The organism is Microbulbifer maximicatervae (SeqCode) (assembly GCF_052467815.1).
Map to the genome: position 1 here is coordinate 838,447 of NZ_CP174326.1, position 18,868 is coordinate 857,314.

General features: G+C 51.3%; 22 protein-coding genes. 6 read left to right on the forward strand and 16 right to left on the reverse strand.

Annotated features, from left to right (window positions below; all coding sequences use genetic code 11):
* Positions 1-78: 78 nt before the first annotated feature.
* Both ACJJIW_RS03540 and ACJJIW_RS03545 read right to left on the reverse strand, forming a co-directional pair.
* Complete coding sequence (locus ACJJIW_RS03540; protein WP_444936712.1) at positions 79-1,230, reverse strand: MFS transporter; 1,152 nt, start codon at positions 1,228-1,230, stop codon at positions 79-81.
* A 90-nt stretch (positions 1,231-1,320) separates the two neighbouring features.
* Positions 1,321-2,727, reverse strand: a complete 1,407-nt coding sequence (locus ACJJIW_RS03545) for a mannose-1-phosphate guanylyltransferase/mannose-6-phosphate isomerase (protein WP_282934378.1) — start codon at positions 2,725-2,727, stop codon at positions 1,321-1,323.
* 159 nt (positions 2,728-2,886) lie between these two features.
* Between ACJJIW_RS03545 and uvrA the strand changes: the two genes are divergently transcribed.
* The 6 genes from uvrA (at position 2,887) to ACJJIW_RS03575 (ending at position 10,746) form a co-directional block, all read left to right on the forward strand.
* Positions 2,887-5,712 (forward strand): excinuclease ABC subunit UvrA, encoded by a 2,826-nt coding sequence (uvrA, locus tag ACJJIW_RS03550; RefSeq protein ID WP_444936713.1) that lies wholly within the window; start codon positions 2,887-2,889, stop codon positions 5,710-5,712.
* An 87-nt stretch (positions 5,713-5,799) separates the two neighbouring features.
* Positions 5,800-6,399: a hypothetical protein gene (locus tag ACJJIW_RS03555; protein WP_444892721.1), complete on the forward strand. Its 600-nt coding sequence runs from the start codon at positions 5,800-5,802 to the stop codon at positions 6,397-6,399.
* 65 nt (positions 6,400-6,464) lie between these two features.
* Positions 6,465-7,214 carry a 5-oxoprolinase subunit PxpA gene (gene pxpA / locus ACJJIW_RS03560; RefSeq protein ID WP_444936714.1) on the forward strand — a complete coding sequence of 250 codons (750 nt, stop codon included), beginning with the start codon at positions 6,465-6,467 and terminating at the stop codon, positions 7,212-7,214.
* Positions 7,211-7,939 (forward strand): 5-oxoprolinase subunit PxpB, encoded by a 729-nt coding sequence (gene pxpB, locus ACJJIW_RS03565; RefSeq protein ID WP_282934382.1) that lies wholly within the window; start codon positions 7,211-7,213, stop codon positions 7,937-7,939. The genes pxpA and pxpB overlap by 4 nt, the downstream gene beginning before the upstream one ends.
* Before the next feature lie 12 nt (positions 7,940-7,951).
* On the forward strand, positions 7,952-8,929 hold the full coding sequence (locus tag ACJJIW_RS03570; protein ID WP_444936715.1) for a 5-oxoprolinase subunit C family protein: 978 nt from the start codon (positions 7,952-7,954) through the stop codon (positions 8,927-8,929).
* A 362-nt stretch (positions 8,930-9,291) separates the two neighbouring features.
* Entirely contained in the window at positions 9,292-10,746 is a 1,455-nt protein-coding gene (locus tag ACJJIW_RS03575; protein WP_413664286.1) for a pectin acetylesterase-family hydrolase, read from the forward strand.
* A 56-nt stretch (positions 10,747-10,802) separates the two neighbouring features.
* Here ACJJIW_RS03575 and ACJJIW_RS03580 read toward each other — a convergent pair whose 3' ends face one another.
* The 14 genes from ACJJIW_RS03580 to rplF all read right to left on the reverse strand — a co-directional run bounded on the left by ACJJIW_RS03580 (position 10,803) and on the right by rplF (position 18,865).
* Entirely contained in the window at positions 10,803-11,438 is a 636-nt protein-coding gene (locus tag ACJJIW_RS03580) for a hypothetical protein (protein ID WP_444892718.1), read from the reverse strand.
* A gap of 133 nt (positions 11,439-11,571) precedes the next feature.
* Entirely contained in the window at positions 11,572-11,829 is a 258-nt protein-coding gene (locus ACJJIW_RS03585) for a YeaC family protein (RefSeq protein WP_413664284.1), read from the reverse strand.
* Positions 11,830-11,901: 72 nt separating this feature from the next.
* Positions 11,902-12,288 (reverse strand): 50S ribosomal protein L17, encoded by a 387-nt coding sequence (gene rplQ / locus ACJJIW_RS03590; protein WP_108731671.1) that lies wholly within the window; start codon positions 12,286-12,288, stop codon positions 11,902-11,904.
* A gap of 123 nt (positions 12,289-12,411) precedes the next feature.
* Positions 12,412-13,416 carry a DNA-directed RNA polymerase subunit alpha gene (locus ACJJIW_RS03595; protein WP_444936716.1) on the reverse strand — a complete coding sequence of 335 codons (1,005 nt, stop codon included), beginning with the start codon at positions 13,414-13,416 and terminating at the stop codon, positions 12,412-12,414.
* Between the two features lie 44 nt (positions 13,417-13,460).
* Positions 13,461-14,081 carry a 30S ribosomal protein S4 gene (gene rpsD, locus ACJJIW_RS03600; protein ID WP_108731669.1) on the reverse strand — a complete coding sequence of 207 codons (621 nt, stop codon included), beginning with the start codon at positions 14,079-14,081 and terminating at the stop codon, positions 13,461-13,463.
* Positions 14,082-14,096: 15 nt separating this feature from the next.
* The gene (gene rpsK, locus ACJJIW_RS03605; protein WP_020411406.1) at positions 14,097-14,486 is read right to left on the reverse strand and encodes a 30S ribosomal protein S11; all 390 of its coding nucleotides are present in this window, start codon (positions 14,484-14,486) and stop codon (positions 14,097-14,099) included.
* 87 nt (positions 14,487-14,573) lie between these two features.
* Positions 14,574-14,930 (reverse strand): 30S ribosomal protein S13, encoded by a 357-nt coding sequence (rpsM, locus tag ACJJIW_RS03610; protein WP_444936717.1) that lies wholly within the window; start codon positions 14,928-14,930, stop codon positions 14,574-14,576.
* 344 nt (positions 14,931-15,274) lie between these two features.
* Positions 15,275-15,391, reverse strand: a complete 117-nt coding sequence (gene rpmJ, locus ACJJIW_RS03615) for a 50S ribosomal protein L36 (RefSeq protein ID WP_010133825.1) — start codon at positions 15,389-15,391, stop codon at positions 15,275-15,277.
* 41 nt (positions 15,392-15,432) lie between these two features.
* The gene (secY, locus tag ACJJIW_RS03620; RefSeq protein ID WP_282934389.1) at positions 15,433-16,779 is read right to left on the reverse strand and encodes a preprotein translocase subunit SecY; all 1,347 of its coding nucleotides are present in this window, start codon (positions 16,777-16,779) and stop codon (positions 15,433-15,435) included.
* Positions 16,780-16,790: 11 nt separating this feature from the next.
* On the reverse strand, positions 16,791-17,225 hold the full coding sequence (gene rplO / locus ACJJIW_RS03625; RefSeq protein WP_282934390.1) for a 50S ribosomal protein L15: 435 nt from the start codon (positions 17,223-17,225) through the stop codon (positions 16,791-16,793).
* A 1-nt stretch (position 17,226) separates the two neighbouring features.
* Positions 17,227-17,412 (reverse strand): 50S ribosomal protein L30, encoded by a 186-nt coding sequence (gene rpmD / locus ACJJIW_RS03630; protein ID WP_020411402.1) that lies wholly within the window; start codon positions 17,410-17,412, stop codon positions 17,227-17,229.
* Between the two features lie 38 nt (positions 17,413-17,450).
* Positions 17,451-17,957, reverse strand: a complete 507-nt coding sequence (rpsE, locus tag ACJJIW_RS03635) for a 30S ribosomal protein S5 (RefSeq protein ID WP_282934391.1) — start codon at positions 17,955-17,957, stop codon at positions 17,451-17,453.
* A 10-nt stretch (positions 17,958-17,967) separates the two neighbouring features.
* A complete protein-coding gene (gene rplR, locus ACJJIW_RS03640; RefSeq protein WP_282934392.1) occupies positions 17,968-18,318 on the reverse strand; it encodes a 50S ribosomal protein L18 in 351 nt (116 codons plus the stop codon).
* A gap of 13 nt (positions 18,319-18,331) precedes the next feature.
* Positions 18,332-18,865, reverse strand: a complete 534-nt coding sequence (gene rplF / locus ACJJIW_RS03645) for a 50S ribosomal protein L6 (protein ID WP_282934393.1) — start codon at positions 18,863-18,865, stop codon at positions 18,332-18,334.
* Between the last annotated feature and the right edge of the window lie 3 nt (positions 18,866-18,868).

The following is an 18,868-nucleotide window of genomic DNA, read 5'->3' on the forward strand; positions in this document are numbered from 1 at the left end:
CTGCATTGCACCATCGGTAAATGTTGTATTTTTATCCAGTAGGATACAATAGCGGCTCAGTGTTAGTAAGCGCTACCTTCACGCTCTCTCGCGCAAACCCCACCACAGCAACATCCATAGCAGCAGCACCGCCAAACCCAGAGCAGCAACTGCGGAAGCGCCCCCCAGACCGAACAGCAGGCCACCCAGGCTACCGCCGACAAAGGTGCCAAAGAACTGTAAAGTCGCGTAGAGCCCCGTGGCTGCGCCCCTCGCTTCCGCCGGAGCCTTCCTGGTTAGCTGCGCTGGCAACAGGGCTTCAAGCAGGTTGAAACCGGTGAAGAACACTGCCAGTAAGACTACCAGCACCCAGGTGCTTGCAGACAACAAGGCCGCACTGCCACCGATCAAAGCTAAACAAGCAAAATTAAGCGCGAACGGCACCCGATCACTTTTCTCTGCCGCCCTCATCATTGGCAACATCACCAGGAAGGTGCCGAGCATTAGCGGCCCATACAGTTTCCAGTGTTCGCTCGCCGGCCAATCCAATCTATCGACTAGCACCAATGGCAAGGCGACAAACAATGCCGTGAGCAACAAGTGGGAGAAAAAGGCCCCAGAAACCAAGCGCCAAACAAGACCGCTTTTAACTACCGTACGAAAACCACTGCCATAAACGGCCGGCCGCCTAGCCGCCTCTGGAGTCGGCACCAAGCGCCAAACCAATAATCCACCCAGCAGTGCTAATCCAGCAGTGACCGAGAAAATTGCCGGCAAGCCGCCCACACCGGCCAGCGCCGGCCCCAGGATCACCGCCAGCATAAATGCGACGCCAATAGACGCTCCGATAATCGCCATCGCAATACCGCGCTTTTCATCGCGGGTTAAGTCGGCGACCAGTGCCATCACAGCCGCGGCAATGGCACCACAACCCTGCAGTACCCGCCCCACAATAAGGCCGTAAACCGAATCCGTCAGTGCAGCGATGACACTGCCCAGAGCAAACAGTGCAAGGCCGGTATAAATAACCGGCTTGCGCCCCCAGCGATCGGATAGGAGCCCCAGAGGAATTTGGAGTATCGCCTGACTCAGGCCATAGGCACCCATTGCCAACCCCAGCAGCATGGGCGTGCTATCGCGATAGCCCTCGCCGTACACAGTGAGAACCGGCAAGACCATAAACAGGCCCAGCATACGAAAGACATACAGGGAAGCCAGCCCACCCAGGGCGCGGCGCTCAATGGAATTCATGCAAATCCCGGAACAGCATCAAATAGGGCGCGCATTGTACAGTGAGCCGCCTCCCGGCTGTAGGGGAAACAGCACAACTTTTATCCACAACTAGTTACGACCGTACTCATCATCGAGGCGGACAATGTCATCCTCTCCGAGATAACTGCCGGATTGCACCTCAATCAGCTCCAAGGGAATCGTACCGGGGTTCTCCAAACGGTGGACCACCCCCAGGGGGATATAAGTCGATTGGTTCTCGGTGATCAGGACCTCTTCTTCACCCCGGGTAACCTTCGCAGTTCCCTGCACCACAACCCAGTGTTCAGCGCGGTGGTGATGCATCTGCAGGGATAGCTGCTGGCCCGGCTTCACCACAATACGCTTCACTTGAAAGCGTGGACCCGCATCAATCGAGTCGTAGTAGCCCCAGGGCCTATATACCTTGCGGTGCCTTTGGGCCTCACTGCGGCCAGTGCTCTTGAGGTTACTGACCAGTTTTTTGACTTCCTGGACCCGTTGCCGGTCAGCGATCAGAAGCGCATCGTCAGTATCGACAACAACCAGGTCGGATACACCGAGAAGGCTGACCAAGCGGCTCTCACCACGCACCAGGCAGCGCTGGGAGTCTTCTAGCAACACATCACCCTGAAGCAAATTGTCATTGGCATCGCGTTTTGCTAACTCCCATAGCCCCTGCCAGGAGCCCACATCGCTCCAACCCGCATCCATAGGTACAACTGCCGCGGATTCCGTCGGCTCCATTACTGCATAATCCACAGACTCATCTGCGCAGGCTGCAAAAGCCTCTCTATCCACCCGGGTAAAATCCAGATCCCTCGCGGCACTCTTATAGGCACTGCGGCAGGCTGTGAGAATATCTGCACGGTACCGCTCCAACTCCTCCAGATAGCGGGAGGCGCGGAACAGGAACATGCCACTGTTCCAGGAGTAATCCCCGGAGGCCAGGTAAGCTTCAGCGGTTTCAGTGTCCGGCTTTTCGACGAACTCCGCCACTTTCCAAGCAGTTTCCGCCAATTTATCCCCGCGCCGAATGTAGCCGTAGCCGGTCTCCGCCCGGGTCGGCACAATACCAAAGGTGACCAGATGCCCCTGCTCAGCCAGGGCTCGGGCCGACTCTACAGACTCCTGAAAATTTGCCTCGTCGGAAACGGCGTGGTCTGCCGGTAATACCAGCAGTAAAGGGTCAGCTCCTGACTCCAGTGCTGCCAGGGCAGCCAGGGCAATAGCCGGTGCAGTATTGCGCGCGCAGGGCTCCAGTAAAATGGACTGGGCTCCGTGGCCGATTTCCTGCAATTGCTCGGCGGCGGCAAAACGATGCTCTTCGTTGCATACCAGGATCGGCGCCTGTAATGGCTCAATGCCCTCCAGGCGCCTTACGGTTGCCTGTAACATCGTTTCACCACCGATAAGGGGTAGGAACTGTTTAGGGTAGGCCTCGCGAGAGAGTGGCCACAGGCGCGAGCCAGTGCCACCACAGAGAATCACAGGAATCATCGAATGCTATCTGCCTGAATGTCGGGTATTGCGAAAGACAATTTTCGCACATCAGGTGGCGAGTTTATACTTGACTGTTTTTCCGGCACCGCAGTTGTGATCGCCCCGCGCGGAGCAAGTCCGAGGCCCGGCCCAGTATTAGCAGCATATAGGTAGAGCGTGGACACGATTTATGTAAGGGGTGCTCGCACCCACAACCTGAAGAATATCGATCTGGACATTCCCCGCGATAAACTGATCGTTATCACCGGCCTGTCCGGTTCCGGCAAATCTTCCCTGGCCTTTGACACCCTCTACGCAGAGGGGCAGCGCCGCTACGTGGAATCACTATCCACCTACGCCCGTCAATTCCTGTCGATGATGGAAAAGCCGGATGTGGATACCGTCGAGGGGCTATCACCGGCTATTTCAATCGAGCAGAAGTCCACCTCACACAACCCCCGCTCCACTGTGGGCACCATCACAGAGATCTATGACTATCTGCGGCTGCTATTTGCCCGGGTTGGAGAACCCCGCTGCCCCGAGCACGACGAACCCCTGCAAGCCCAGACGATCAGCCAGATGGTGGATCAGGTACTGGCTTTACCGAAAGGCAGCAAGATTATGTTGCTGGCGCCGGTAGTTCGCGATCGAAAGGGTGAGCACCAGCACGTATTTGAACAATTGCGCCGGGACGGATTTGTGCGGGCACGGATCGACGGAGTTATCTGTGACCTGGACGACACCCCCAAGCTGGATAAGCGCCGCAAGCACACCATTGAGGTGGTGGTAGACCGCTTTAAGGTGCGTGAGGACCTGCAACTGCGTTTGGCGGAGTCCTTCGAAACTGCCCTGAATCTCACCGACGGTATCGCCTCCATCAGTTTTATGGATGGAGACCAGGAAGATCGCCTCTTCTCTGCCCGCCACGCCTGCCCCGTCTGTGATTACTCACTGGATGAGCTGGAACCGCGCCTGTTCTCCTTCAACAACCCCGCCGGTGCCTGCCCCAGCTGTGACGGCCTGGGCGTCAAACAGTTCTTCGATGAAGACAAGGTAATTATCGATTCGGAAAGCAGTATTTCCGAGGGCGCCATTCGCGGTTGGGACAGACGCAACATTTACTATTACCACATGCTCGACTCCCTCGCCGAGCACTACGGTTTCGATCTGGATAAGCCCTGGAAAAAATTACGCAAAGCCCACCGCAAGGTTATCCTGCAGGGCAGTGGCGACGAAGAGATAGACTTCAGCTACGTCAATGATCGCGGCGATGTCACCGTGCGCCAGCACACCTTCGAGGGCATTATCCCCAACTTCCAACGCCGCTATCGGGATACCGAGTCCCAATCGGTACGGGAGGAGTTAGCCAAGTATCTGAGTACACAAAAGTGCCCAGAGTGCCACGGTACCCGCCTGCGCCGCGAGGCCCGTCATGTCTTTGTGGATAACCGCACCCTGGCGCAAATTACTGAGCTGCCTGTAGGCGATGCGTTCGAGTATTTCGACCACGAGTTGGCTTTTAAAGGCGCCCAGAAAGAGATTGCCGATAAGATTCTCAAAGAGCTTCGCGATCGATTCCGCTTCCTCGTCGATGTCGGCCTGAATTACCTGACCCTAAACCGCAGTGCAGAAACCCTCTCCGGCGGCGAAGCACAGCGCATTCGCCTCGCCAGCCAGATCGGCGCCGGCCTCGTGGGCGTAATGTATATTCTCGACGAGCCCTCTATCGGCCTACACCAGCGGGACAACGAGCGCCTGCTCAACACCCTTACCCACCTGCGCGATATCGGCAACACGGTTATTGTGGTGGAGCACGATGAGGATGCCATTCGCAGTGCCGACTTTATCGTCGATATTGGCCCCGGTGCCGGTGTCCATGGTGGAGAAGTCGTGGCAGCGGGTACCGCCGATAAAATTTCCAAATGCAAGAAATCCCTAACCGGTCAGTACCTCTCCGGCAAAAAGAAAATTGCCGTACCGGAAGAACGCTACGTACCCGACTCGGACTATTTGTTGCGCCTCGAAGGGGCCAGTGGAAATAATTTACAGGACGTCGATCTGGAGATCCCAGTAGGATTATTTACCTGTGTAACCGGTGTATCCGGCTCTGGTAAGTCCACCCTGATTAATACAACACTCTATCCTCTTGCCGCCACTGCACTTAACAAAGCAACAACTCTTAAGGCCTCTCCCTATAAAGAAGTACACGGTCTGGAGCACTTCGACAAATGCGTGGATATTGATCAGAGTCCTATCGGGCGCACTCCTCGCTCAAACCCGGCAACTTATACCGGTATTTTTACCCCAATTCGCGACTTGTTTGCTGGCACCCAGGAAGCCCGCTCACGGGGCTATAAACCTGGACGCTTCAGCTTTAACGTCAAGGGTGGGCGCTGTGAAGCCTGCCAGGGCGACGGGGTGATTAAGGTAGAAATGCACTTTTTGCCGGATGTCTATGTACCCTGTGATACCTGTCACGGCAAGCGCTACAACCGCGAGACCCTGGAGGTACACTACAAGGGCAAGAATATCCACGAAGTATTGGAAATGACCGTGGAAGATGCACGGGAATTCTTTGACCCTGTGCCCGCAATCGCGAAGAAGTTGCAAACCCTAATGGATGTCGGCCTCTCATATATCAAGCTGGGCCAGGCTGCCACCACTCTCTCAGGCGGTGAAGCCCAGCGGGTAAAACTCTCCCGCGAGCTATCCAAACGAGACACTGGGCAAACCCTGTACATCCTCGACGAACCGACTACCGGCCTGCACTTTGCCGATATCCAATTACTGCTGGATGTTCTGCATCGCCTGCGCGATCACGGCAATACCATCGTAGTGATCGAACACAATCTGGACGTGATCAAAACTGCAGACTGGATTGTAGACCTAGGCCCGGAGGGTGGCTCTGGTGGCGGACAAATTATTGCCACAGGGACACCTGAGGATGTTGCGGAAATGGACATTTCCCATACCGGACGTTTTCTAAAAACCATGCTGAACTGATTGAACAAGAAAGGATGCTGAACTATCAATCGGCATCCTTTCTTATCAACTCACTTGAAAATAACTATTAGATAGGTGCGACAAGATATGAAGTTATTCAATCGCGACCGCTTAAATTTAGTGATCGCGGTAAGTGCAATTATGATTTCTCTGGCATCCTTCTACGCCACCTACTTGCAAGCCAGAGCTGCCAATCAACAAGTCAAAATAATGACAATGCCGGTTATTCAGTTCAGCCATGAGAACTATGACGAGGAAAGTAATCGGAACCTAATTACCTTTAACTTCCACAATGCCGGGTCCGGACCTGCCATCCTAAAGTCCGTTAGCTTCAAATATAAAAATACAGATTACTCAAGTACCCATGCTTTTTTACAAGCCTGCTGTCAGAAAGAGTATGAAATGATGATGGGTAAATATAATAGGAACCTTAAAAATCATCACCCTCCCCTTGATGAGGGGTTTCAAATCTCATCAGAGATCAACGAAGTTATCATTCCCGCACAATCGGAGTATCCTTTCTACTCTTTAAGTCGTGGTGCTACGACTTCTGAACTGTGGAAAAAAGTTGATAAAGAGAGGTGGAACCTTTCTATTTCCGCCTGCTTCTGTTCTCCACTGGGAAATTGCTATGAATCAAATTCAAAAAAAATCTCTATGGAAGTAAACCAGTGCCCTGACAATTAACTGCCTTGCCAGGCAGGTTCTAAGCGCTTAAGTCATTTCAAAATTAAAACAGGCAGGATGCCACAGTGAACATTGATATCAACTGCGATCTGGGTGAAGGCGCTGATTTACACAGCTGTGACAAGGATGCCCAAATCATGCCGTTTATTTCCCGCTGCAATATAGCTTGCGGCGGCCATGCTGGCACGCCCGAGATCATGGGTAGATCAATCGAAAATGCCCTAAAAAACAACTTAAAAATTGGCGCGCACCCCAGCTATCCTGATTGGGAAAATTTTGGCCGAAAATCTCTAGTTATCCCTCAAAATAAATTACTTGACTCTCTTTGTACACAGGTAGGCCAACTAGAAAATATCGCACGCAGCCTAGGAGCAACTTTAGACCATATTAAACTACACGGCGCTCTCTACAATGATATAGAGTCAAACAGGGAGCTCGCTAAAAGCATTATTACCCTACTCGACAAAGAATATCCTTCACTGAAAATTATTGGGTTAGCCAACGCTGCCATGCAGTTCGCTGCTGCCAAACAAAATAAAACATTTATTCGCGAAGGATTTATGGACAGGCAGTACCTCAGCAATAACCAACTAGCTCCACGCTCAATGGCGGGCGCTGTTATTGCTGAGACAGAACAGTGCTTAGAGCAGGCTATCTGCTTGGCAAAGGGCTTAGAATTTAACGATTATCATGGTGAAAAATTACAATTCTCTGTGGATACCATCTGCCTCCACGGCGATAATCCCCAAGCGCCCATTATCGCCAGACAACTTAATCAACATCTCAATGCAAACGGCGTGAGTATAGCTCGGTGACACACCCTGCCCCCCATATACCACTAGCTATTACCATTAACGGAGATTGTGCAGTAGATATCCGCTTTTCCGGCAAACCATGCAAAGCTCTTAGCCGGACAATTATCGGTTTGAGAGCGGCTCTATTAAATGAAGTGCATCCAGGTATCATTGATATCATTCCTGCATACCAGTGCTTAACTGTTATTTTCAATCCTTCCCTATGGGATCACAAAACCTTATACCAATTACTCACTAAAACTACCGAGGACTTTCTAAACAACCCTGCCCCCTTCACCAGTAGACCACGTATAGTGCGTATTCCCGTATGCTACGAAGAAGGCTTTTCTCCAGACCTTGAGGCATTATCAGAACATACCAAATTATCGTCACAGGAAATCATCAAACGACATACCGCACAACGTTACTTAGTGCATATGTTGGGCTTTACTCCAGGCTTCTTATACCTTGGCGGACTTGACCCAAAGCTATATTGCCCCAGAAAAGAAACTCCCCGAACCAGAATTCCCGCAGGCGCTGTCGGGATAGGTGGAGAACAAACAGGCATCTACCCACAAGCTACACCGGGGGGATGGCAAATTATTGGCCAGACACCCCTTAGTCTTTTTCAACCTGCGGAACCCTCCCCATTTATCGCTGCACCTTTAGATGAAATTGAGTTTTATGCAATAGATTCTCAGCAATTTCATATACTCTCGCAGAGTACTAAAAGTAGTTCACCCTAAAAAGGAGGGTCTATGGGTATTCACTTTCTTCGAGCAGGGCTACAGACAAGTATTCAGGACCTGGGTCGTCCAGGCATGATGCACTGTGGAATTCCATGGGGAGGTGCTGCCGACCCACTATCGATGAAAATAGCCAACCTGTTATTAGGAAACCCGTTAGGGCACCCAACCTTTGAGATCACCCTGCTCGGTCCTAGAATCGAATTCCACTGCAATCTCACTATCGCTATAGCCGGAGGCCAATTCAGAGGTTCCTTAAATAACGAGTCAATTGATAATTTCCGCACCTATAGGGTTAAGCCTGGTGATATTTTGGATATAGCTCAAGCTATTTCCGGTGCAAGAACCTACCTTGCGATTTCTGCCAAGATAGACGCACCCAATATCTTAGGTAGCTCTGCAACTCACGTTATAAGTAAATTTGGTGCAAATAGTGGCAAACCGATCACATCTAACGAAGTCATCCACTTTAAAGAAGTCCACACCGCAAAAGAATCTGTACTAAATAAAAGGTTTCACCTTCACTACTCACATAATTCAAAGCTACGGCTAGTGGCTGGGCCAGAGAGCAATTTATTTTCCAAGAAATTTATTGAACACTTTTACGGCTCAACCCATCTGGTTTCTACCCAAAGCAATCGTATGGGCATTCGTCTATCCACTAAAAAAAATTCTACAATTCATAAAATTACAAACGGAAAGACACAACTATCATCAGCAGGACTCTATCCCGGCAGCATTCAAGTACCACCCGATGCCAATCCTATTATTTCCTTTATTGAGGGACAGACTATTGGCGGGTACCCCCGAATAGGCCATATTATAAAATCGGAACTTCATCGCCTGGGTCAGCTAGCCCCAAAAAACAAAATCACATTTCAAGAAATAAGCATTGAAGAATCGCGTGAAATTTTCAAAAAGAAACAAGACCTAATTAAAAAACTCCAACAGAGCCTGAATCTTAATCACAGGGAGGCACTATCCCTTTAATACAAGCATAAACATTATCAGATACAGAACTATTTAATGCTCAAAAATAACAGCATAAAGTAGAGAATAAAAATTACGCCAAAATAGACAAAATAATTTTATTAACAATTTAAATGGAATATTTTTGGACAAAAAAAAGAAAAAACATTACAGAAATTCTGTGACCGGCAAGTTTCCCCTCATATCTTTCTAGACCAAAACATCATTATTAACTAACCTCATTGGGTTTTACCCAAACAGCGATTTGGACTAGCGTGCAAGTTGATTATCTATAGGGAGCAAATAAATCTCCAAACAATTATTTCAGGATCAACAAAGCACATTCCAAAGAGAAAACACACAATACCTTAAGGGGATTAATAATGATAAAAATTCTCCGCGGTTTTATTTCAATACTCTTAGCGAGTTCTCTACTTATCACAGCGCATGCAAATGCAGAACCGGGTGATTACAACTTCTGGACTACCCTAAAGCATTTGTTTGATCCACCCAATGCCGATGCGCCAGTCACCTCGCAGCAAGCTGAGGGGATGTATCCACTAACTATGGATGATCCCAGTTTTAATGATGATTTTGATCCTGGCGACTACAACACCTGGCAAAAAATTGATGTACCTACCAGTACAGGTGCCATGTGTGGGAATGGATCACCCTATAAGTTCTTTGTTCACCGTGTTCCAGATACCAGTAACACCATTTTCTATTTCGAGGGTGGTGGGGCATGCTGGGACTATGAAAGCTGCTCAGGACAAGCTGGTATTCGCGGGGCTCGCAACCCCAATGGCATTCCCGATGATTACCTAAGCAATGTGCACTTGTTAGATTTTACAAATTTCGAGAATCTTACTACCGCTGGCGTATCCCCTTTGATTTATACACATCATCCCTACGACCAGTATAAAACTGGCGAGTGGAATATGGTTTACGTGCCATACTGCACTGGGGATATCTACGTAGGCGATAAAACTGAAATATACGAGGACACTACTGGCGAGAACCCCGACCTTATCTGGCACCACAATGGATTACGCAACGTTCAGGCAGTTACTTCCTGGGTGAAAAATAATTTGCAAAAACCGAAGCAGATGCTCGCTGCGGGTTGTAGTGCAGGCAGTATTGGTGCCCTGTTTAATTATTCAAAATTGCGCGAGGATATGAATGTCGATTATGGCTATCTCCTCGATGATTCAGGCCCTCTCTATCAGGCACCTTTAGACGGGAGTGACAGCACCCAATATCCCTCATTACCGCTACATAAAGAAGTGCTGCGCTCTTGGACTACCTATACCGCCGATAGCGATGAAAGCTCGGAAAACCCCATCACTATGTTAAAAGCCATAACACCGGGATTCGAAGCCAATCAGCTAGCCTCACTTTATGCTGCGCTTTCCAATAAATTCCCCTCAGATCGATTGGGTATTACGCACTTTCTTGCTGACGGGAATTTTTCATCCTACTCCTACGAGAGATTTTATGAGGATATTTATAATGATCCCGATGCAGACTCCCGTTTAAATAAATTGCGACAGCGCTGGCAGAAAGATACCCATGAAAATTTGATTCCACTGCTGGATCAAACTAGTAACTGGGGCTATTACTTCCCGATGTTCCGCAACTTGAACGAGAGCCACTGCACAACCATTATCGATTTAAACTATGGTGAGATTGCCGAGCACGGGCTTGAATTAAAAGATTTCCTCGACAACATCGTCAATCATAACGGTGGAGGAATGATTCGGGCATACGAAACCGATGAGGTTTCAGATTATGAGGACAATAGTAACTGGTTCTATGATCTGATCGGCTTGTTTATGTAATTAAAATGCCCCCAGCGCTGCCGGTAACTAGCTGGCAGCGCTGAATGATAGAAAGCCTAACTGCCATATACCGCCTCACGGGCGTCCTGAAGGCGTTTACGTAAGTATTCATGTCTACTCATACCATCGGGAAAGGACGTCATCTGCTGAACTTCCTCAACGATCGAGCGCTCAAGATCCTTATAGGTGGAAAAGCCCGGAACCTCGACATGAGGGTCGTAATCCCTGATCACCGTTTGCGCTTTATCCCGATAAATATTAAATAGCTCTTCAGCTCTTTGGGTGAACTCTGCCTGGTTAAGGCTATTTTTTTCCAGCCAGGCCAACTTCATTGAAAGCGCTTCATAGCCTGTAATACGCGATTCCCGCTCTATTTTTTCAATTGCATCCCAGGCCTCTTCACCAGAGAGATTGCCCAGGTCTGCAAAGTAGTCCTTGAGCGCCTGCTTAACATTCTCACGGTCCAGATAAGCCTGAACCCGAGGATGATTTAATAACTCTTCGACTTCCCCATGTTCCAGCTGGGACCAGGGTATGCTGTCAGAAATATTCTTTACTAATTCACTATCATCTTTTAGCGGCTCTATCATCTGGCGCACCTTGGCCACACTTGAGCGCACATCAATATCGTAGTGATCAACCCCTACAACGGCGAGCGTTACTGCTCCGGCAAGCAAAATCAGCTTTTTCATAATTAGTTACCGAGCAAATTAGAAATTATGTATTTGTCTGTCGGTAACTATCTAAGCAGAGAATTGGGAGAGCATGAAAGAAAATAACGCCCTCACCAATGAATAGAGTGCCAATATCTTACAGACTGATTAGCTAGCCAACCCAGTTAACAGCTTGCTCATCGTCTTTTTTTCCTACACAGGGCTCATCCTTGGTCTTCGGCGCCACATAGCCTACCTGTTGCTCCCGCGGAAGGTTTGCGGACTCCCAATTGGAAACCGCTTCTGCGCAGAGGCTGCGTTGCTCAGGGGATAGCGCAACACCATTGGGCCATTTTCCAAGTTCAATGGCTCGCTTTAAGCTGCCCACAATCTCGGGATTCAAACTCTTTAACAGTTGCTCAAAAGACATACAAAAATCTCCTTATGGCAAAAAAAAGGCCGGTCAAAGACCGGCCTTCCGTAGCGCTATGGCTAATAACGCTTAAGCTTCAGCAGCTTCGTCTTCTACTTGAGGACGGTCTACCAGCTCAACGTATGCCATCGGCGCCTTATCACCAGCGCGGAAACCGCACTTCATGATACGGATGTAACCACCAGGACGGGCTTCGTAACGAGGACCCAGCTCGTCGAACAACTTGCGCACAGCATCCTTATCACGGATACGAGCGAAAGCCAGACGGCGGTTAGCAACACTGTCTTTCTTAGCCAGAGTGATCAGCGGCTCGGCAACGCGGCGCAGTTCTTTGGCTTTGGCCAGTGTGGTTTTGATCAGTTCGTGCTCCACCAGAGAGGCGCTCATGTTCTTGAACATGGCCTTGCGGTGAGCGCTCGTGCGGCTGAATTTACGGCCACTATAGCGATGACGCATGACTCAATTCCTTACGACCTAAGTTGCTGTCACAGCAGGTCGTTCTGGAGCGGTGTCGCGCTAAGCTGTAGCACCGCTCGGGTTCTTTCTACTAATCACGACACCGTCGCGACTACCAAATGCTTACAGGGGGCTTAACTTGCTGTCGCCTTTCAGGCTGGCCGGCGGCCAGTTTTCCAGGCGCATACCCAGGGACAAACCACGGGAAGCCAGTACGTCCTTGATTTCAGTCAGAGACTTCTTACCAAGATTCGGCGTCTTCAGCAGTTCTACTTCAGTGCGCTGAATCAGATCACCGATGTAGTAAATGTTCTCTGCCTTCAGACAGTTCGCCGAACGTACAGTCAACTCCAGGTCGTCTACCGGGCGCAGTAGTACCGGATCAACTTCAGGCTCTTCAGCCTTCGGCTGTGCATCCTTCTCGCCTTCCAGGTCCACAAATACTGCGAGCTGTTGCTGCAGAATAGTGGCGGCGCGACGAATAGCCTCTTCCGGGTCCAGGGTACCGTTGGTCTCCAGATCCAGAACCAGCTTATCCAGGTCAGTGCGCTGCTCTACACGCGCGCTTTCCACGCTGTAGGAAACACGACGCACTGGGCTGTATGAAGCATCCAGCTGCAGACGGCCAATTGCACGGCTTTCCTCTTCCTCGCCACGACGAGCATCGGCGGGCTGGTAGCCACGGCCGCGCGCTACAGTGAGACGCAGGTTGAGCTCGATATCACCAGTAATGTTGGCGATCACGTGCTCAGGATTAACGATCTCGATGTCGTGATCTACCTGGATATCTCCGGCAGTCACCGCACCTGGGCCCTTTTTGCTCAGGCTCAATACCGCCTGATCCTTACCGTGCATAACAACGGCGATTTCTTTCAGGTTGAGCAGGATTTCAATTACATCTTCCTGCACACCTTCGATCGCGCTGTACTCGTGCTCGACACCTTCGATTTCCACCTCGGTGACGGCGCAGCCCGGCATGGAGGACAGCAGGATGCGACGCAGCGCATTGCCAAGAGTGTGGCCAAAGCCACGCTCCAGGGGCTCCAAAATCACTTTGGCGTGATTCGGATTGTACTCGGTGACGTCAATACGACGCGGTGTCAAAAACTCGTTGACAGCAGTCTGCATAGCCATACCTGTTTACAGTTGCATTCCTTAAAGTGGACTTATTGTTACTTGGAGTACAGTTCCACGATAAGGTTTTCGTTGATCTCTGCCGGCAGATCGACACGATCCGGAGTGCGCTTGAAAGTGCCTTCCAGTTTGCTCGCGTTTACGTCTACCCACTCGACATCGCCACGCTGGGCAGCGAGGGAAACGGAATTCTGGATACGCAGCTGCTTCTTGGCTTTCTCACGTACAGCGATAACGTCGCCTTCTTTAACCTGGAAAGAAGGGATGTTAACGGTAGTGCCGTTTACAAGAATCGCTTTGTGGGAAACCAGCTGACGCGCTTCAGAGCGAGTTGAGCCGAAGCCCATGCGGTAAACCACGTTGTCCAGACGCTGCTCGAGAAGTTGCAGCAGGTTTTCACCTGTAGCGCCCTTCAGACGTGCTGCTTCCTTATAGTAGTTACGGAACTGCTTTTCCAGTACGCCGTAGATACGACGAACTTTTTGCTTTTCACGCAGCTGAATACCGTAGTCGGACAGACGACCGCGACCAGCGCCATGCTGACCGGGTTTGGATTCTGCGCGACACTTGGAGTCGTGCGGACGAACACCACTCTTCAGCTGCAGGTCAGTCCCTTCACGACGGGACAGTTTACATTTTGGTCCAATATAACGTGCCATTTTGTCAGCCCCCTCTTACACGCGACGCTTTTTAGGTGGACGACATCCGTTATGCGGGATAGGCGTCACGTCGGTGATGTTGGTGATCTTGTAGCCGCAGTTGTTCAGTGCGCGAACGGCAGATTCGCGACCGGGGCCAGGGCCCTTAACTTCTACGTCGAGGTTTTTCAGGCCGTATTCCTGAGCTGCAGTACCTGCGCGCTCAGCGGCAACCTGGGCTGCAAACGGGGTGCTCTTACGCGAGCCACGGAAGCCAGATCCACCTGCAGTGGCCCAGCTGAGGGTATTACCCTGGCGATCAGTGATCGTCACGATCGTGTTGTTGAACGATGCGTGGATGTGGGCAATACCGTCGACAACGGTCTTTTTGACCTTCTTGCGAACAGTAGTTTTTGGCTTAGCCATACCAGTATCCTAAATCCTGTATCAAATCCCCTCGGCGATTAGCCGAACGGGGCATCTTGAACCGCGATTTCGCGCCTTAGTTAAGGCTTACTTGCGAATCGGCTTGCGCGGACCCTTACGGGTGCGAGCATTGGTCTTGGTGCGCTGACCACGCAGCGGCAAGCTGCGACGGTGACGCAGACCGCGATAACAACCCAGGTCCATCAAACGCTTGATGTTCATGGATATTTCACGGCGCAGGTCGCCTTCCACGGTCAGTTTTGCAACTTCACCACGGATGGTTTCGATCTGCTCTTCAGACAGTTCGCGGATTTTGGTGGATTCAGCGATACCAACCGCTGCCAAAATAGACTGAGCCGTAGTGCGACCAACCCCATAAATGTGGGTCAGGGAGATTACGGCGTGCTTGTGGTCTGGTACATTGACACCAGCAATACGTGCCATAGAGGCGTACTCCACGTATTGGAGCCACTGCTTTATATTAAGTATGTGACTCTACTTTGATTTCGGCGCTGACAGCGACTAAAAAACCGGCGGCGCCACCAAAAAGGCGCGCAAGAATAGCTTTTCAGACACTAATTTGCAATAGCCAACGTCCGCATCGGTCCCCCGAAGCGGATGAAGACGACAGTCAACGCCCCCAGTTGGAAGCTTGCTGTTGCTAACTTCCCACCCCAAAAAACTTCCCGGGGTGTTGCCATTCGATACGGGGCTGTATCGAGTAGCGAATTTTTCCAGCTTTTACAGAGGCGCCCTATGGGCGCTCTCCGCAAGGGGCTGGCCCCTTCTTAGCCTTGACGCTGCTTGTGACGTGGCTCAGCGCTGCAGATTACCCGCAGAACACCCTTGCGACGCACGATTTTGCAGTTACGGCAGATCTTTTTTACAGAAGCGCGTACTTTCATGACCTTACCTCAATTCAATCAAACTGCGAGCAGGCGACGCCCTAGCGACGACCGTAGCTTTGCAGGTTAGATTTTTTCATCAAACCCTCGTACTGGTGCGACAGCAGATGCGATTGTACCTGTGCCATAAAGTCCATCACTACGACTACAACGATCAGCAGTGAGGTACCCCCCAGATAGAAGGGAACGTTAAACCCAACCACCAGGAACTGCGGCAGCAGGGATACCAGTGCGATGTATACAGCACCCACCAGAGTGAGGCGAGTCAGCACGCTATCGATATAGCGGGCCGTCTGCTCTCCAGGGCGAATACCTGGCACATAAGCACCGGACTTTTTCAGGTTATCCGCAACTTCATTCGGGTTGAACATCAACGCCGTGTAGAAGAAACAGAAGAAACCAATCAACAGTGCGAACAGAATAATGTTCAGCGGTTGCCCTGGTCCAAGCTGCAACGCCATCCACTGCAGGATCTCTGCACCGAGACCTTCCCCGCCCTGACCAAACCACTGTGCCAGTGTGGCCGGGAACAACAGGATACTGCTGGCAAAGATTACCGGAATTACACCGGCCATGTTTACCTTCAGCGGCAAGTGGCTCGCCTGTGCAGCTGGAGCTGCAGAGTAACGTCCCGCTTGGCGCCTGGCATGGTTGATCGTAATGCGGCGCTGGCCGCGTTCCATAACAACCACAAAGAACACTACAGCAAGAGCGATGACGCCAATCATCAACAGCATGAGTATGTGCAGCTCACCCTGTCTCGCCTGTTCAAATGCCTGGCCGATGGCACCGGGTAAACCGGCGACGATACCGGCAAAAATCAGCATGGAAATGCCGTTGCCAACACCGCGCTCAGTGATCTGCTCACCGAGCCACATCATAAATACAGCACCAGTCACCAGTGACGTTACCGCCACAAAGTAAAAACCAAACGCGGGCTCAGATGAGTAAGCCAGGTTCTGCCCTGCCAGGCCGAAAGTCATACCGATCCCCTGAATCAGGGCCAGTATTACCGTCAGATAGCGGGTGTACTGGTTGATCTTACGTCTTCCGGCCTCCCCTTCCTTCTTCAACGCTTCCAGAGAGGGAGTCACCGCGCTCATCAACTGCATGATGATGGACGCGGAGATGTAGGGCATGATGCCCAGCGCCAGAATACTCATCCTTTCCAGGGCGCCGCCTGAAAACATGTTAAACAGGCCAAGGATGGTTCCCTGGTTCTGGTTAAACAGGTTTGACAGCTTTTCCGGATCAATGCCGGGCACCGGAATATGTGTCCCCAGTCGATAAACAAGAATCGCTAGAAACAGAAAACGAAGGCGAGCCCAAAGCTCGCCCAATCCCTTGCTGTTGCCCAGGGGATTTCCACCGGATCCTGGTCGTGCCATTGGCGCCTCGATTAGTCTTCTATTTTACCGCCAGCAGCTTCAATCGCTGCCTTTGCACCTTTGGTAACTCCCAGACCCTTAACGGTAACAGCTTTGGTCAGCTCACCTGAGAGGAACACTTTGGCGCGTTTAATATGGCTGCCGATAATATCGGCATTCTTAAGCGCTGCCAAATCGATTACGTCATTTTCTACCTTCGCCAGCTCAGCCAGACGTACTTCTGCGGTAAAGCGAGAAACACGAGCGGTGAAACCGTACTTAGGAAGACGCTTCTGCAAAGGCATCTGACCGCCTTCGAAGCCCGGACGAACACTGCCGCCGGAACGCGCTTTCTGACCTTTGTGGCCGCGGCCACCGGTCTTACCAATTCCGCTACCAATACCGCGACCAACGCGCTTGGCGCTGTGCTTGTGGCCTGGTGCTGGAGACAAGTCGTTCAAACGCATGTTATTCCCCCTCAACCTTAACCAGGTAGTTTACTTTGTTGATCATACCGCGCACGGAGGGAGTATCCTCCACTTCCACTGTGTGGCCGATGCGGCGCAGGCCCAGACCCGCAACGCACGCCTGATGACTTTTCAGGCGTCCGTTGATGCTTTTGGTCTGGGTCACTTTTATGGTCTTCTTAGCCATGGTCTTAACCCACCAATAACCTTAAATCCGAGCTGTAATTAGCCCAGAATCTCTTCGACAGATTTACCGCGCTTGGCAGCTACATCTTCCGGGCTCTGCATTTGCTCCAGAGCTTTGAAAGTTGCACGTACTACGTTCACCGGGTTGGTGGAGCCGTAACACTTAGCCAATACGTTGTGTACACCAGCCATTTCCAGAACGGAGCGCATAGCACCGCCGGCAATTACACCGGTACCCTGGGAAGCGGGCTGCATGTAAATCTTGGAACCGCCGTGGCGACCATTGGTAGCATACTGGATGGTGTCACCATTCAGGTCTACCTGGATCATGTTGCGGCGTGCAGATTCCATCGCCTTTTGAATCGCTACAGGCACTTCACGTGCCTTGCCACGACCAAAGCCAACACGGCCATTGCCATCACCAACTACGGTCAGTGCGGTAAAGGCGAAGATACGACCACCTTTAACAGTCTTGGCAACGCGGTTGACCTGGACCAGCTTCTCCTGCAGGCCTTCGTCGTTGCTTTTGTCTTTCTCTCTAGCCATAACTCAACCCTTAGAATTTCAGACCGGCTTCGCGGGCAGCGTCAGCCAGAGCCTTAACACGGCCATGGTATCTGAAGCCGCTACGATCGAAGGCAACTTGTTCAACGCCAGCGGCTTTCGCACGCTCAGCGATCAGTTTGCCAACTGCGGCAGCAGCGTCAGCGTTGCCAGTTTTACCAGAGCGCAGGTCCTTGTCCAGGGTAGAGGCGGAAGCCAATACCGCGCTGCCTTCGGCAGACAGGATCTGTGCGTAAATGTGGCGCGGGGTGCGGTTCACGGTGAGGCGAACGGCGCCCAGCTCACGGATCTTGGCGCGGGCACGACGTGCACGACGCAAGCGAGATGCTTTCTTAACGTTCATATCTATGCCCTACTTACTTCTTCTTGGCCTCTTTGCGATACACGCGCTCGTCGGCATAACGGACACCCTTACCTTTGTAGGGCTCCGGCGGACGGAACGAGCGGATCTCAGCGGCCACTTGGCCCAGCAGCTGTTTATTGCTGCTCTTCAGTACGATTTCAGTCTGGGATGGAGTTTCCGCAGTCACGCCTTCCGGCAACTGATAATCGATCGGATGGGAGAAGCCCAGGGTCAGGTTAACCGCTTTACCGGCTGCTTTCGCACGATAACCAACACCCAGCAACTGCAGCTTCTTCTCGAAGCCCTTGCTTACGCCTATCACCATGTTATTGACCAAAGCACGGGTGGTACCCGCCAAGGCTCTGGCCTGCTTGGAGTTATTGCGCGCGGCAAAAGTCAGCTGGCTTTCAGCCTCGCTCACTTCTACATCACCGTGAATAACCATATCCAGGTTACCGCTACCGCCTTTAACAGCGATATTTTGACCTTTCAGGTCTACGGTTACACCTGCGGGGATAACTACCGGACTATTTGCTACTCGAGACATTGC

Coding starts and splice junctions, on each gene's coding strand:
- ACJJIW_RS03555 (WP_444892721.1), top strand. CDS start 5,800: ATGAAGTTATTCAATCGCGACCGCTTAAATTTAGTGATCGCGGTAAGT.
- secY (WP_282934389.1), bottom strand. CDS start 16,779: ATGGCACGACCAGGATCCGGTGGAAATCCCCTGGGCAACAGCAAGGGA.
- rpsD (WP_108731669.1), bottom strand. CDS start 14,081: ATGGCACGTTATATTGGACCAAAATGTAAACTGTCCCGTCGTGAAGGG.
- rplO (WP_282934390.1), bottom strand. CDS start 17,225: ATGCGTTTGAACGACTTGTCTCCAGCACCAGGCCACAAGCACAGCGCC.
- ACJJIW_RS03540 (WP_444936712.1), bottom strand. CDS start 1,230: ATGAATTCCATTGAGCGCCGCGCCCTGGGTGGGCTGGCTTCCCTGTAT.
- ACJJIW_RS03585 (WP_413664284.1), bottom strand. CDS start 11,829: ATGTCTTTTGAGCAACTGTTAAAGAGTTTGAATCCCGAGATTGTGGGC.
- rpmD (WP_020411402.1), bottom strand. CDS start 17,412: ATGGCTAAGAAGACCATAAAAGTGACCCAGACCAAAAGCATCAACGGA.
- ACJJIW_RS03595 (WP_444936716.1), bottom strand. CDS start 13,416: ATGCAGACTGCTGTCAACGAGTTTTTGACACCGCGTCGTATTGACGTC.
- ACJJIW_RS03570 (WP_444936715.1), top strand. CDS start 7,952: ATGGGTATTCACTTTCTTCGAGCAGGGCTACAGACAAGTATTCAGGAC.
- ACJJIW_RS03545 (WP_282934378.1), bottom strand. CDS start 2,727: ATGATTCCTGTGATTCTCTGTGGTGGCACTGGCTCGCGCCTGTGGCCA.
- rpsM (WP_444936717.1), bottom strand. CDS start 14,930: ATGGCACGTATTGCTGGTGTCAATGTACCAGACCACAAGCACGCCGTA.
- rpsE (WP_282934391.1), bottom strand. CDS start 17,957: ATGGCTAGAGAGAAAGACAAAAGCAACGACGAAGGCCTGCAGGAGAAG.
- rplF (WP_282934393.1), bottom strand. CDS start 18,865: ATGTCTCGAGTAGCAAATAGTCCGGTAGTTATCCCCGCAGGTGTAACC.
- rplQ (WP_108731671.1), bottom strand. CDS start 12,288: ATGCGTCATCGCTATAGTGGCCGTAAATTCAGCCGCACGAGCGCTCAC.
- ACJJIW_RS03575 (WP_413664286.1), top strand. CDS start 9,292: ATGATAAAAATTCTCCGCGGTTTTATTTCAATACTCTTAGCGAGTTCT.
- rplR (WP_282934392.1), bottom strand. CDS start 18,318: ATGAACGTTAAGAAAGCATCTCGCTTGCGTCGTGCACGTCGTGCCCGC.
- rpmJ (WP_010133825.1), bottom strand. CDS start 15,391: ATGAAAGTACGCGCTTCTGTAAAAAAGATCTGCCGTAACTGCAAAATC.
- ACJJIW_RS03580 (WP_444892718.1), bottom strand. CDS start 11,438: ATGAAAAAGCTGATTTTGCTTGCCGGAGCAGTAACGCTCGCCGTTGTA.
- rpsK (WP_020411406.1), bottom strand. CDS start 14,486: ATGGCTAAGCCAAAAACTACTGTTCGCAAGAAGGTCAAAAAGACCGTT.